Here is a 14,207-nt window from a genome sequence, read left to right as displayed (position 1 = left end):
ACTCTCTCCGATGCCTAACGAATGACATGGATTCCCCCGACCGAGTATCTGCCACACTTATGTGGTACTTAAATGCATCGGAGGCACCATGTCTGATTATTCTTATTTTTGCGGTATCGACCTAGCTAAAAACCACTTTAGCCTTCATGCCGTAGACCAAAATGGTAAAGTCATACTTCATAAGTCAGTAACACGCTCTAAACTATTGACTACAATAGCAAATATGCCACTCATGCGTATAGGCGTTGAAGCGTGTGGTAGTGCACATTATTGGGCCAGAACACTCAATAAACTGGGTCATGACGCCCGCATTATGGCTGTTAAATACGTAATTCCTTATCGAACTAAGGGAAAGAACGACCTTAATGATGCTGTTGCTATTTGTGAAGCTGTTCAGCGACCCTCAACTCGCTTTGTGCCCATAAAATCCCCCGAACAACAAGCCATCCTATCTGTACATAGAATCAGAGAGCATTGGGTTCGTGAACGAACCGCGCTTATGAATCACATGCGTGCCCTGCTTTCGGAATTCGGATTAATCATTCCTGTTGGTCGTTCTTCATTGATGAAACAGGTTCCCTTAATGCTCGAAGATGCAGAAAATGAACTGCCACTCCTAGCAAGAACATTGATAGCTGATGCTTATCACCACCTTGACGAACTCAACCAACGTATCGCCGATACTGAACAAGTCTTCGATTCTTTTACCAAGGTCAGCACTAATGTCCAGCGAGTGATGAAGGTTCGAGGTATTGGGCCACAAACCGCAACAGCGATACTCGCTTCGATAGGTGATGGCTCTCAATTTGATAAAAGTCGCGACTTCTCTGCTTGGCTAGGCTTAGTACCAAAGCAATAATCCACAGAAGGAAAGCCTCGGTTAGGTCGAATAACCAAACACGGTGATAAATACTTATGAACACTATTAGTTCACGGCGCAAGGACCGTGATTGCCAACCTTGGCGACAAGCAAGATAAGCTAAGTCAATGGTGCCGAGGCGTTCTAGAGCGCAGAGGAATGAATCGAGCGATAGTGGCACTTGCCGCGAAGAACGCACGAATTATATGGTCGCTTTTACACAATCAAACTGAATATGAAAACTATGCTGCTTAAGTAGAACCTTAAGCAGCATAAAGAGTTAAACCCACCGGGTCATTGCAGACGCTAATGATGGAGATAGGTTAAGACCACTTGCGGAGAGCCTGTTAATGCGGCGGACACACGAGATGTCATCTAACGAATAAGGCACCGCAGTCGCGCAAAGTCATCAGGGCCACGACGTATGCGAATCGTCAATAAGTAGGCCGAATGTAGAGCGGCAGTCCAAAACCCATCAACATAAGTTTAGCGGATGTTTGACAACCAGGGGAATCCATATAGCTACATTAAGGGGTGAACAATGCTTCCACCCAACCTAAACCGACGCACTGTAAACATTAAATTTGAAGTAGAATCTAAAATGCCAAGCGTTGCGAATCGATCTTAAACAATTTGTTAGCAGGACATTACATGAATAGTAGATGTTTCATTGATATAACTATAGCCTTCGATAGTGAGTTCCCATCTGTGCTTAGCCATGTTACTCCTGTACTGCTAACGCTTCACTAAACCGATAAAACCTAGCAAACTCCACGCTAAAAATGCATAGTAAAACGTATCAACTTGATGATCTTGTTAGCCAACGAACTCAAACTCTTCGACATTCTCAAAAGAAAATTGCTTCAAATGTGATAAAGCTACATTTGAAACCACAAGCAAAGAGCCTTCTGTGATACCAAAATCATCTTGACCTGCTTTTCCATTTACTTTCAACCACAGAAACTCGGGAAGTGTTTTATTCGGGTAAAGCTCATTAAATAATTCAGATGTGGTAATTTTGGCTGCGTCCAAATCAAAGCCTGTTAAAGATGTCTTTTTAAGAGATTGCGACAAGTTGTAAGATACCAAAAAACACGGAAAAGATTCCAAGATATCATCACCAAGCCACCCTTGAAACTCGTAGTGCAAGTTAGTTACCAATGGAGGATAAACAGAAAAGTCGCCTTCAGTTTTTTCACCAAGACCGCCTGCGACTTCAGGCTCTATAACAAAATACTTCATATATGCTTTCTATATAAATAGGAATGAGCTTACGGGCGATATTGCTATACCACCCAACTTAACACCTGTGCCCTAAACACTGACTCAGATTCGGATAAAAATGACCAAGCGTTAGTCCCTACTTGTTAAGCGATTTGTTATGGTGATTTACTTCGTACTTGCTTGGATAATGAGTAATTCGATTTCTGAGTCAGACGTATTCATTAAGCCATGTGTACCGTGGGGTTTATTCACAATCATATCTCCAGAAGTTACCTTTCTAGACTCTCCCTCAATAGTCATGGTCCCTTCACCTTTTAAAATAATATACATTTCTTCATCATCACCATGAGTATGCTCTCCCATGGAGCTTCCCGGTGGCATTACAACTCTAATGGCAAAATCCCAAGCTCCTGAAAAATCTTTGCGTCTAAATGCTCGGTAGATATCAATTGAGCCTTCACCGCCATGGCTGTTTTTATCGACTTCTTTATCACAACTGTAAAAATTACGTATCATTTATTCTTAGTTTCCATTCATGAGAACTGTTGAGCACTATAACGCCGTATTATGGTGTGAGCGACGCTTGGCTATACTTGAGCGAAGCGCAACCGCCCAGCGTTACGAATCACTCTTAAATAGTTGTTATGTTCGAATCTATTCTCTGTAAGGCGTAAAGTTGATGCCATAGCCAAAAGGATTTTCCTTTGGTGGTTCTTCAGGCTCTGTCTTATATATCTCAACTTTTCCTTTAACATGAAATCCTACTTGTTCACCAAGAACGTTTAACATGTCACACGCTTGATCGGAATCCAGTGCCCAAACTTTAATTGCCATAAAAGCAGGACCAATAGGACAGTCGAAGCCGTGTGAATTGTCGACGACTGTACCATCCGCTAACACAGTGAAATGAGTGTAGGGAGTCTGATCCTTTCCATATCTAAGTCCCAGTTTCCAATCCGAATTATTTTCCATTCTTACTCCATAGAACATAACGCTGTCTTGCAAAATCCGCGTGAAAGCTGATTAGCTCAATACCATCAATTGCTTTTATTGATGCATTGCTGCCTTCAACAGTACAAAAAGGCGGATAAGCGAATAGCAGCTGACCAACCTTTAGCTCCAAATCGCTTGGAATGCCCAATCTTTCAATTGGTTCCTCGTCAACCCAAGCCAAAAACTGTTCCCAGGTACAACCAAATTCATCAATATCACCCGTTTCAGCATTCAATTTAACTACCAAGTTATCTCGAATAAGAAATTGATCACCAAAGCAATCCTGAGCAATTGGAAAATCACTTGCTTTAACTTCTCGATATAAATTGTGGAAAGCCAACTCACCCTCTAAGAAGGTATTAACATTTAACAAGCGTTCAAGTACATCATAAGAGCGGATCTGTAAACCGACCGAATATAATATTTTCATCGTTTCTCGGTCTGTACGTCTAACGCCTGCGATAAGGTGCCCCACACTGAACCAACAAAGCACACCGTACCCCACACCAAAAATGCCGAGTATAACGGAGAACCTTGGTTGCTTTGTTATGCCTTAACTCCCAATGCTTCTCTGAATTTCACTGCGTTATCACATTCAGGGTTTATAACCCCCTTTCCTCCTTCAATGAACGGTAACCACTGCCAATCTTCTCCGCCCACACAACCCAATCGGCTTGATATAAAAAGAAATTCCTTGAAGTCTTTGGCTAGTTCTATTCCATGCCCTTCACCATCATCATGACTAAGGTAAACAACGGGCTCACGACCTGGTTGCGACAAATCAATAGCTAAGTAATCGCCATTACCAACCTCATGAAAAGCTAGCTTGTTGTGCCACACCAAATCATACGGATCATCTTTGTTTGGAAATACTTCATCTTTCCAGCCATTCTTATCGTCGTTAAACTGAACTATCCAATCCAATGACCAATGTCTATCACCTGAAAATATTTGTGAAAGACTACCATCAAGCTTATATCCAGTAGGCAGGAACCAGCGAAACTCTACTTTTTTAGAAAAAGTAAGTAGTACTTTCTTTAGAGATAGAGGCAATTTTAAACCAAGGTTACTTTCAAGGAGCGTTATTTCTTTCTCGGTTGCTGGCGAATCTATAAATAGTGATTGAACTTCACCACCAAGATTCTCAATTGCAACAGAAAAACGTTTCCAGTTTTCAACCATGTCGTTATATTTCATAACTCTCCATCAAGGCAGAACGCCAGCTTTAACCACAGACAACGTACAAAACAAGTCGTTGCATTCCACCTTAATCACTAAACCTACCGCATAGAAAAAATGCCTAGCGTTACGAATCACTCTTAAGCAAATTGTTATGTGTATGCCCAAAACAATAAAGGTGACAACGCAAAAAATACGCACCCGAACAGAAAAAAGTAAAAGCACAGCAAGAAAATTATTTCTGAAAGCGTTTTTGCAACTTTTGCAGCCGATTCTCCTGCAGCTGATGCAGCAATTCTTACGGCGACAGGGCCGGTTAGGATGATTTTCTTTCTTGAAAAGAACTTAGCCGAAACGATTCCCAGAACAAATACTAGGTAGATACTAAATGCTGGAGCAACCAATAGCGCGTTCAAAGAAGCTATGGCAGATGCAATAAATATAAATAAGATCACTGAAGCGAATGATATCGCCCAGATACCGAATATTGAGAATTTACCAAAGTAGGCAAATTTCTCAGCCAACAACTTGGGAAGATAGTACATAATAATCCTCTTTTACACAAAACACCCTGTTAAGGGGTGAGCAACGCAATACCAAAGCTGCCTGCCGCATACTACCACCCTAAACACTAAATCCAACGCATAGTGAAAATGCCACGCGTTGCGAAACAGTCTGTTATATTCATTTGAACAAACTATCCATATATTGCTTATCGTAATCGAGTAACAACTGGTTTTGATTTTGATAGAGGTCTTCTAGAGCCCATTGACTGCTGGCGGCAACATCTAGACCTCGATCATCATAGAGGTGATACACCAGTTCTTTATCACAATTAATTATAAACAGTTGCACTGCTAGGGTTGGACCGCGATCACCAAAGTCCCCGTCAATACAAGCCTGAATGATCGGTTTTATATTTAACTCTGACACGTCTACACCTGAAATGGTGACTCTTTTCCAGCAGTGTCTTTTGAACTCTAGATCTTCGATATAAATATCTCGATGCTCTGAAAACTCTATAGCTTTACCACACAGAGGCTTGAATAGTTTAAAGAAGTAGTCACTTTTTCTAATTTTCTTCCGTCCATCAGAAACAATTTGATAACAGACTTTGATCTTATCTGAAGGTTTGAATGCTTCTTCATAGATGCTAAGCGCTCTACTCATCGCAATTTCAAAATACTGTTCATTATAATTTGTTCGGTCGTCATCCAACCATATGTCGACGTCATCAGGGCCTAACTCAAACCTCAAAGCAAACTCATTACGATAGAAGACTGGTTTTTCTAGTTGTATGTTCATCATTATTTACCTCCAGTTTTCCCGATGAATATAACGCCCTGTTAAGCAATTTGTTATGTGTCATCACTCAAATCCCAGCTCTTTATATGACTTTTTATCATGTTCAGGATGATTTGTTTCATAAACTCCATACCCGCGAAACCTATAGTATTTTGTCATCGCTTCAAAGTGGCTGTCAGCAACGCATGTCCAAATCAACTTTGAGTTTGGCTCTAACAACGCTCGAGCTTCATCACCGTGCTTACCACTTAAACAAAAAGTATCTAGACCATCCGGATCGATCCAAAGTTCATGCCTCATAGCTGGTTTCTCCAATACACATAACGCCGCGCACGCACTACACAAGTGACCGCATAACACCTTAACTACTAAACCCAACGCAAATTGAAAATGCCACGCGTACCAAGTCCCTCTTGAACGCTTTGTTAGGGCTCTGTCCACAGACACGTGTCAAAAGTAACCGTTTGTAATAGTTTTGACATTAGTCGACAAGCTCAAAACAGATCGCAGATAAACATATATCAAAAGTCGCATCTGCCGGTGTTTGAAACGACACATACCAACTACTATTACTTTCTCTGAAAGAGTGCTTAGTAAACTCTCTTACATGCCCTTGTAGTATGGTCTGACTTTGGCTTCCGACTAAAACACTATAGCCATCAGGGCAATGAGCTACGATTTCTTTGACTGTTCGGCTACTCTGATTTCTCATACATTGTTCAGGTGTAACTGCAATCTTGACTCGTTTATCGATTGCATCGTCAAGATTCAGACCCTGTAAAACACTTAGTTCAATCGCTTCGTCAATCAGTTCTGGGTGTACGTAGTAATCTTTGTTACTTTCATACTCACTTATCGCCTTTGATATTGATTTATTCAATATTTCTTGATTCGAGGCACACCCGAACATAAATAATAATGCCCCTATGACCATCGACACTCTAAATTTCATTTCTGTCATATCTTCCCTGAACATCACAGTGAGTAAAAATCCGCCTTCTTAGAAGGCGGCTTTAGTTTTCAGCCCCCTAAAAGGGGGCGTTCCCACGCTGTTAGTTCATCTTCAATTCTAACTGCGCTTCATACTCTTGGTCTTTCTTGTCTTGATGTCTAACGTAGTGCCGAATTATGGCCTCGTTCACACCTATCGTATCGACAAAGTACCCTCTCGCCCAAAAATGATTACCCCAAAGCTTCTTTCGAATGTGGGCAAACTTATTAAACAATCGAATGGCAGACCGACCCTTTAAAATACCCATCAATGTTGAGATCGAAACTTTTGGTGGAACGATAACAACTAGATGAACGTGATCTGGCTGAATATTTAACTCCAGTACTTCACAATCCTTCATATTGCAAAGTATGTAGATTGACTTATACAGTTCCTTGGCAACATTACCCTTGAGAATTTTAAACCGATACTTTGGGGTCCAAACGATATGGTATTTGCATCGCCAATAGACGTGTGATGAACTTCTATAATCGCCCATGTTATTTGTTTCCTCTTACTTGTGGTGAATAAGAGCATTACTTCTAACATGGGCGTGTTTTCGGGCAACAGCCCCTAGGAACAATCACCACCGCCAAAGGCGGTGGTTTAGGGATGACAATAAAAGCCCTAACGCCTTGTTAAGGTATGAGACACGCAATACCGAAGCCTCCGCATAATACCTTAACCACTAAAATCAACGCATAATAAAAATGCCACGCGTGCCGAATCACTCTTGAACAATTTGTTAGCTGGTTGTTTCCACAACATCGAAAGCTACCAAGTTGAAACTTGTCGCTTGAATAAACCACTCATGCCAAGGCATCGTTTCCTTAAAGCCATTAAAATAGAATGTACTCCCATCAAACTTCGCATTCATAATTTCGTCAATCGGGTACTCTGGAGTTTTGTGACTGACGGGTGCCACATCATTCAACCAAGTGAGGCTTTTTTCATTGGACACGTTGTATAGAGTCATCACCCCATTTTGAACAACTAGATCTTTTCCATTGGAACCTGGGTGCTCTTTGCTGATGAAAATACCACTGAGAACGATGATGATCTTGGAGTCACTTCTGGAAACATCATTGATAGATACATCATGAAAGCTCATCTTCTCAAAGTCGGTATTAATTTCCATATAACCACCTGCCAACTAACACATTTATAACCGGTAGCCTTCTGCGAAGCAGCGTTTAGGCTGTCCAGCCACGCAGTGGCGGTGGTTGATAAACTTGTTAGGCGCGAGCACTATACCCCCCAATTGGCTGCAATTTTATGCAAAGGTTCATATGAAAAATAGATAGCGACACACAGAAATAACAAGGCTACTGCTGACTTTTTGCTTTGTAAATTTCCACGAACGAGCAGAATTAGCGATGAAATTGAAGACACCAGCATTAATACCAGTACAACTATTGTTAGTAGAAACTCAACTATATCCGATAGGCCATAAGGATCTTCAGGTGCAATGTGCATCCCTGGATAAATCGCTGCACGAAATACCAACATAAAGGCATAAACTGAAAAACAGCATAAGCCTAGCCACAACGATATTTTACTTCCCTTGCTCATTCTCTTAATGACCCCTAACGCCTGCAATAAGGTGCCCCACGACTAACTCACCAAGCACAGCGAACTCCATACCAAAAATGCCGAGTGTAATGGGTCACCCTTGATAAGGCTTTTGGAACTAAACATTAGTTAGCCTCAAAAACTGTTGGCCACGGTTCTAAATAGAAGCAAACAAGGGACATTACGACTAAAATTATCCCTAGCACCCTAACCACTAATAATCTATCGATTTTATCAATTATTAAATCATCTGGAATGTCAGTACGCCTCTGTGACGAAAAGTATGAGGTCAACATGAATGTGGCGGCATACATCATGAACATTATTGACGCCATAAAAACACCAACTGAAACTTGAAAGTTCATTTTTTCCAAACCCATTGGAATTATTAAGCCTAAGCAAACTCCAGAAAGAACTATTGAAAAAGAATAACCACATTTACATATGGAAGTCGTTAACATTTTAAACAATGTCTGGAGAAAAGGTTGTGATATGCAAAAAAGAGATATACCACATAGTAACAATCCAGTATATAAGGCAAGTTTTAAACCTGATAGCTGCATAAACCCTTTAATTACACTTATTAGTACCAAGTCTACATTTTCAGGTGTTACCAGTGTCAATCCCCCCAAAACAAGCGTAGTAAGAAATGGAGCTAGTATAAGATCCCTTGCCTCTTTAAGTAATTCTTCAAGTTGAAACATTGATTCTCCATAAAATTCTTATATTCAGAGAGCCTTAACGCCTGCGATAAGGTGTGCCCCACAGAACCAACAAAGCGCACCAAACTCCATACCAAAACCGCCGAGTGTAAAGCGTCACCTTGATGCCTTTGTTATAAGTAAATTCCATTGGTTCTTTTTATTTTGTCACATAAGGAATCTAAATCTTGATAAATGAACTCTTCATCGATACCCAATGATGCCAATGTATTAACCATTTTAAGCCTATTTTCCTTTGATTTGACATGAATCTTAATCATTTGAAAATGATCTGAGTTTTCAAAATATTTATCGATTCCTAAAGGAGAATATCCGTGCACAGTAAAACAACCTTTTTGGCTTGAGACTCTTTTTATATGCTGAGTTGAATTAATAGCCATTGGTCTTTCTGGTAACCTTCTTTCAATACCTGTTGGTTTTAAATTAGGTCCTAAATATAGATCAAGATTAAAATCATCATCTTTAACCTTTATAGTATTATCAGCAATTGCAGCAGGACAAAACAGATTATTTACTCCAACGCATACTCTATTTAATTCAAAAGGGTTCATGACCCAAACGACTCTATCTCCATCGTTATTAGGTTCTGAAGTCAATGCAAAATAAAGCGCAACAAGAGCAGATTCAGACCAATCAAGTAGCCTTGTAGGTAATCCATGATGTTACATAAGAGCAAAAATTTCCCAAGCATTCAATTCTTCATTTCCTATATAAGATTTAAATGAAACGAGAAAACTATGCTCTAGAGCTCCTTCTTTTCCTTGAATATCACGCCACACAATTCCTGGTACAGGCTTATGGTCTTCAGAAGCAACACCCCTAAACCATAGATCATTCTTTTTATCTAGACCTTCTATATAATCTACAAAATCAGAAACTGACTCTATGTTTACGATCTTCATTACCACCCTTACTTACAGCATTATTAATAACAAGCCAGCTCGTTTTTCTGCTTGCCTAACTTGCCTAACTTGCCTTAAAACTATCATAAATCATTGAGATATAATGCATATACTTCACGTTTCTCATTTTGTCTTTACATAAAAACGAGCATGCGCGTTATCCTAGGAAGAAATAGCGCGAATCATATGGATAACAATAGCTTATCGAATCCTCTATCAACTAAACGAGAATAGACTCTCGGCAAAACAAGCTATTTTTCATACTCAAACCGAATCCAACTCCAATATACTGTATAAATAAACAGAGAGAGGAGGTGACGATGGCCCGCAAATTTTTGGAAGAAATTCGCCGACACATGCGAATGCGAGGATAGAGTATCAAAACAGAAAAGGCCTACTTATGAGTGAGGCTGTAGAGCTAAGTGAATAGTCTAGTTAACTTTGGGCAAAGACTTACTCATGCCCCACTTTTATGATGTTGTGTCGGTTCCTATACAAACGAAACGGCGTAGTGCTGAGCGAGCTCAAATATCCATTAAACGAAGTTAGGTTAGAGGTTGCTATATATCAGCTATACGACTTCGGCAGATCAGTAAAGAAGATATACAGCTATTTACTCGAGACTAAAGTAACCAACTTCATTCCAATCAGCATACTCGCAATAAATGAGATGATGGTAATACTGCCCTCACCCAAACTGGCAACTGCTGGTCCCGGGCAAATACCGCCTATTCCCCAACCTAGGCCAAAAATAGATGCGCCCAAAATCAGTTTGCGATCAATCTTTGTATTCGTAGGCAGGCTGATAGCATTGCCATCAATGGTTTTACTGCGAGGTTTAATAATGAAATGGTAGAAAGGCGTGAATACGAGCAAAGCTCCTCCCATCACGAACGCAAGACTCGGATCCCAAGCCCCCGTGATGTCAAGAAACGCAAAGATGTTAGCAGGGTCGACCATACCAGAGATGTTCATTCCAGCACCGAATAGTACACCAGACAAAAGAGCGACAAACAAAGAGACAGGATTCATTTAGAGCACTCCTAAATTACGACGAACAAATACAACGACAATCGCGACAATCATAAACGTACAGGTTGCGACGATTGAGCGTTTAGAGAAACGCCCCATACCAACAATGCCATGTCCGCTAGTACAACCATTGCCTAGGCGCGTGCCGATACCTACCAATCCACCAGCAACCACAACTAAGCCAAGATTCATTGTGCTTAAATCCGGCAATTCAAAACCAATTGGGCGTGTAAATACAATGCTGGTCACCATGCCAAACAGAAACAGCGCTCGCCATAATCGGTCTCCCGCTTTCGGAGTAAGTAATCCACCCAAAATCCCGCTGATACCAGCGACTTTACCGCTAAATAACATGAGTAGGCCTGCGGACAAGCCGAGCAAAGCACCACCAGCCAACGCATGCCAAGGCATTGAAAAGTCCATCTACTTCTCCTCTTGTTGATGTTTACAAAATACGCTGTGAAGTGACCCCATCAACATCATGACTCGGTCATCGGCTAACGAATAAAACACTTGCTGCGCTTCTTTTCTTACTTTCACCAAGCCCTTCTTTTTGAGCACGGTGAGCTGTTGTGAGAATGCAGATTGACTTAAATGGGAAGACTCCAGCAATTCCGTGAAACCTACTTCACCACCACTCAACTGACACAAAACCATCAGCCTGTCGGGGTGAGCCATCGATTTTAAAAACTCGGCAGTTTCATTTGCGTTGTCACGCATCTCTTCAATGTTCATCGATTCAATCTCATCACTTAACTCTGGCTACTATGATGGTTCACCCCTTAAAATTAGTCAATTCTAATTTAGTTAAATTTAAATTAGACTTTTCTAATTATGGGTTTTATAGTGGTCGCCAATCAGAAGATTAAAAGGTGACCTTATGACTAAAATTGTTATTGTTGGTGGCGTTGCAGGTGGCGCATCAGCCGCCGCACGTGCTCGTCGCTTGAGTGAAGATGCAGAAATCATCATGTTCGAAAGAGGAAGTTTCGTCTCGTTTGCGAATTGCGGCTTGCCATACCACATAGGGGGCGACATCGAAGATAGAAGTAAACTCCTGCTGCAAACGCCAGAGAGCTTCTTAGCTCGATTCAACGTTGATGTCCGCGTTATGAGCGAAGTCGTATCCATCGACCGACACAACAAACAGGTCACCATTAAGAATCTTCTTGATGGTAGTGAGTATATTGAAAACTATGACTTCCTCTTACTCAGCCCCGGCGCTGGTCCGGTGGTTCCACCAATTCCTGATATTGATAACCCGTTGACTCACTCGCTGCGCAACATCCCAGATATGGATCGCATCATTAAAACCATTCAAATGAATAAGCCTGAACACGCGACGGTAGTTGGCGGCGGATTCATTGGTTTAGAGATGATGGAAGCCTTCCACCAGTTGGGGATCAAAACCACACTAATTGAAATGGCGGATCAGGTGATGACGCCTGTAGATCGTGAAATGGCGGGCTTTGCTCATGCTGAAATTCGCGAGAAAGGTGTTGACCTTAAATTAGGCGTTGCACTTGAAGCGGTCGAATACATTCCGAACCAACATATGGCCAGTATCGACTCTGGTGAAAACGAAGATCACCAACATATTGAAGGTGAGCTCAACCTTGTTCTTAGCAACGGTGAGTCACTCACAACGGACATTTTGATCATGGCCATTGGCGTACGTCCTGAGACTAAGTTGGCAAAAGAAGCTGGGCTTCAAATCGGTGCATTAGGTGGCATTTACACTACCGATTCAATGCAAACGAGTGATCCAAATATCTACGCTGTCGGTGATGCGATCGAAGAGAAAGATTTTGTTACTGGCGCACAAACGTTAGTTCCGCTTGCAGGGCCTGCAAACCGCCAAGGTCGAATGGCTGCCGACAACATGCTCGGACGCAATGAAACCTATCAAGGGACACAAGGCACTGCCATCTGTAAGATCTTTGACCTTGCCGTTGCCTCAACAGGTAAAAACGAGAAGCAATTGAAGCGTGAAGGTGTCGAGTATGAAAAAGTCTACGTGCACACCGCCAGCCACGCCAGTTACTACCCAGGTGCAGAAATTGTCTCATTAAAAATGCTGTTTGAACCATCCACTGGAAAAATCCTGGGTGCTCAAGCGGTTGGTAAAGATGGTGTCGATAAACGTATTGATGTGATGGCCGTTGCTCAACGAGCAGGCATGACTGTCGAGCAGCTTCAGCACTTAGAGCTCACTTACGCGCCGCCATATGGCAGTGCCAAAGATGTGATTAACCAGGCTGCTTTTGTGGCAAGCAACATCATCAAAGGTGACGCAACACCGATCCACTTTGATGAAGTCACAAATCTAAATGACAATCAGGTTCTGTTGGACGTACGAAACCCAGCGGAGCTGGAAAACGTCGGATTTATTTCAGGTGCTATCAACATACCCGTCGATCAACTTCGTCAGCGTATGAATGAGCTACCAAAAGATAAAGAGATCATTATCTACTGCCAAGTAGGATTACGAGGTAATGTGGCCTATCGCCAACTGGTAAACAACGGGTTTAAAGCGAGGAACTTAATCGGTGGCTATCGAACCTTTAAGTTTGCGAATGCTTAAAGGTTCTAACAACAGAGGTGAGTGAGTAAACCACACATTCACCTCTGACACCCAAATCCAATTTATCGAAAGTGCAAAGCTAGACTTGGATTGAGGCCAACTCTAAAACGGAGTTGGCCCTTAAGCATTACTTCATTGCGACCACAACGTCGCCTGATGTGCTTTCGTTCATTAGGTTGATGTAATGCTGCGCCACATCGGCCGCTGGCATACCCGGTTCAGGGTCCATACCCATAGCAACCATAGTTTCCGCAACCCAACCCGGTGATACCGCGTTGAAACGGATGCGCTCTACTTCAACGGCTGCTGATTTCACTGCCGCTTCAACCGCTGCATTAACTGTTGTAACAATGCTGCTGCCTTTGAATGGGTACTGAGCAAGAACGCCAGTTGATAGAACAATAGCACCGCCATCATTCACATATTTCTCACCAAAGCGCATCGTATTGATTTGGCCCATCATCTTATTATGGATACCAAATTCCCACTCAGAGTCATCAGCCGTTGCCCAGTCAGACATATTAACGACACCTGCTGTACAAAGAATTGCGTCTACTTTGCCCACTTTTTCGAATAAGGCTTTCAATGACTCAGGGTTTGAAATATCGAATGGGTTTTCAGCATGGTTGAATGATGCTTCAACCACTTCAGCAGAACCCTTTAGCTTCTCTACTAATGCGCTACCAACAAGACCTGTAGAACCTAATACTAATACTTTTTTCATCACTGACTCCGTTATTGTGTTTCGATGTGGAGCCATTATGTCGAAAGCTATTTAATCCCAGTAGAGGGTTAATGGTTGTTTGACCTTTAACTTAAAGTTGAAAGTAACCACGCCCTATGA

At 41.8% G+C, this 14,207-nt stretch carries 18 protein-coding genes and 2 pseudogenes; 2 read left to right on the top strand and 18 right to left on the bottom strand.

Annotated elements, in window-relative coordinates:
• Nucleotides 1–88 precede the first annotated feature (88 nt).
• A pseudogene (locus FIV04_RS23645) lies at nt 89–1,114 on the top strand (IS110 family transposase).
• A gap of 561 nt (nt 1,115–1,675) precedes the next feature.
• Here FIV04_RS23645 and FIV04_RS23640 read toward each other — a convergent pair.
• The 17 genes and pseudogenes from FIV04_RS23640 to FIV04_RS23540 all read right to left on the bottom strand — a co-directional run bounded on the left by FIV04_RS23640 (nt 1,676) and on the right by FIV04_RS23540 (nt 11,514).
• Nucleotides 1,676–2,101: a hypothetical protein gene (locus FIV04_RS23640; RefSeq protein ID WP_152470866.1), complete on the bottom strand. Its 426-nt coding sequence runs from the start codon at nt 2,099–2,101 to the stop codon at nt 1,676–1,678.
• 147 nt (nt 2,102–2,248) lie between these two features.
• Entirely contained in the window at nt 2,249–2,599 is a 351-nt protein-coding gene (locus FIV04_RS23635; protein ID WP_152470865.1) for a cupin domain-containing protein, read from the bottom strand.
• 138 nt (nt 2,600–2,737) lie between these two features.
• The gene (locus FIV04_RS27035; RefSeq protein WP_253895635.1) at nt 2,738–3,055 is read right to left on the bottom strand and encodes a hypothetical protein; all 318 of its coding nucleotides are present in this window, start codon (nt 3,053–3,055) and stop codon (nt 2,738–2,740) included.
• Nucleotides 3,045–3,506 carry a hypothetical protein gene (locus tag FIV04_RS23625; protein WP_152470864.1) on the bottom strand — a complete coding sequence of 154 codons (462 nt, stop codon included), beginning with the start codon at nt 3,504–3,506 and terminating at the stop codon, nt 3,045–3,047. The genes FIV04_RS27035 and FIV04_RS23625 overlap by 11 nt, the downstream gene beginning before the upstream one ends.
• A 116-nt stretch (nt 3,507–3,622) precedes the next feature.
• Nucleotides 3,623–4,273 (bottom strand): SMI1/KNR4 family protein, encoded by a 651-nt coding sequence (locus FIV04_RS23615; RefSeq protein ID WP_152470863.1) that lies wholly within the window; start codon nt 4,271–4,273, stop codon nt 3,623–3,625.
• Between the two features lie 134 nt (nt 4,274–4,407).
• Complete coding sequence (locus tag FIV04_RS23605) at nt 4,408–4,800, bottom strand: hypothetical protein (protein WP_152470861.1); 393 nt, start codon at nt 4,798–4,800, stop codon at nt 4,408–4,410.
• Nucleotides 4,801–4,939: 139 nt separating this feature from the next.
• On the bottom strand, nt 4,940–5,563 hold the full coding sequence (locus tag FIV04_RS23595) for a DUF3885 domain-containing protein (RefSeq protein ID WP_152470860.1): 624 nt from the start codon (nt 5,561–5,563) through the stop codon (nt 4,940–4,942).
• 478 nt (nt 5,564–6,041) lie between these two features.
• A complete protein-coding gene (locus FIV04_RS23580; RefSeq protein WP_152470859.1) occupies nt 6,042–6,521 on the bottom strand; it encodes a hypothetical protein in 480 nt (159 codons plus the stop codon).
• A gap of 91 nt (nt 6,522–6,612) precedes the next feature.
• Entirely contained in the window at nt 6,613–7,050 is a 438-nt protein-coding gene (gene tnpA, locus FIV04_RS23575; protein ID WP_152470858.1) for an IS200/IS605 family transposase, read from the bottom strand.
• A gap of 246 nt (nt 7,051–7,296) precedes the next feature.
• Complete coding sequence (locus tag FIV04_RS23565; protein WP_152470856.1) at nt 7,297–7,689, bottom strand: hypothetical protein; 393 nt, start codon at nt 7,687–7,689, stop codon at nt 7,297–7,299.
• 559 nt (nt 7,690–8,248) lie between these two features.
• Nucleotides 8,249–8,827 (bottom strand): hypothetical protein, encoded by a 579-nt coding sequence (locus FIV04_RS23560; protein ID WP_152470855.1) that lies wholly within the window; start codon nt 8,825–8,827, stop codon nt 8,249–8,251.
• Nucleotides 8,828–8,958: 131 nt separating this feature from the next.
• A complete protein-coding gene (locus FIV04_RS27225; RefSeq protein WP_253895632.1) occupies nt 8,959–9,396 on the bottom strand; it encodes a hypothetical protein in 438 nt (145 codons plus the stop codon).
• A 39-nt stretch (nt 9,397–9,435) separates the two neighbouring features.
• Nucleotides 9,436–9,495, bottom strand: a pseudogene (locus FIV04_RS27345) (FRG domain-containing protein); the annotation flags it as partial.
• A gap of 12 nt (nt 9,496–9,507) precedes the next feature.
• Entirely contained in the window at nt 9,508–9,747 is a 240-nt protein-coding gene (locus FIV04_RS27220; RefSeq protein ID WP_253895630.1) for a hypothetical protein, read from the bottom strand.
• Between the two features lie 609 nt (nt 9,748–10,356).
• Entirely contained in the window at nt 10,357–10,779 is a 423-nt protein-coding gene (locus FIV04_RS23550; RefSeq protein WP_152470854.1) for a YeeE/YedE family protein, read from the bottom strand.
• On the bottom strand, nt 10,780–11,202 hold the full coding sequence (locus FIV04_RS23545) for a YeeE/YedE family protein (RefSeq protein ID WP_152470853.1): 423 nt from the start codon (nt 11,200–11,202) through the stop codon (nt 10,780–10,782).
• Nucleotides 11,203–11,514, bottom strand: coding sequence for a metalloregulator ArsR/SmtB family transcription factor (locus FIV04_RS23540; RefSeq protein WP_152470852.1), 312 nt, complete (start codon nt 11,512–11,514; stop codon nt 11,203–11,205).
• A gap of 145 nt (nt 11,515–11,659) precedes the next feature.
• Between FIV04_RS23540 and FIV04_RS23535 the strand changes: the two genes are divergently transcribed.
• The gene (locus FIV04_RS23535; RefSeq protein WP_152470851.1) at nt 11,660–13,363 is read left to right on the top strand and encodes an FAD-dependent oxidoreductase; all 1,704 of its coding nucleotides are present in this window, start codon (nt 11,660–11,662) and stop codon (nt 13,361–13,363) included.
• A gap of 127 nt (nt 13,364–13,490) precedes the next feature.
• Here FIV04_RS23535 and FIV04_RS23530 read toward each other — a convergent pair whose 3' ends face one another.
• Entirely contained in the window at nt 13,491–14,087 is a 597-nt protein-coding gene (locus FIV04_RS23530; protein WP_152470850.1) for a short chain dehydrogenase, read from the bottom strand.
• Nucleotides 14,088–14,207 lie beyond the last annotated feature (120 nt).

This window comes from Vibrio sp. THAF190c (assembly GCF_009363355.1).
Lineage (GTDB): Bacteria > Pseudomonadota > Gammaproteobacteria > Enterobacterales > Vibrionaceae > Vibrio > Vibrio fortis_A.
This window is presented reverse-complemented; position numbering and strand designations above follow the sequence as displayed.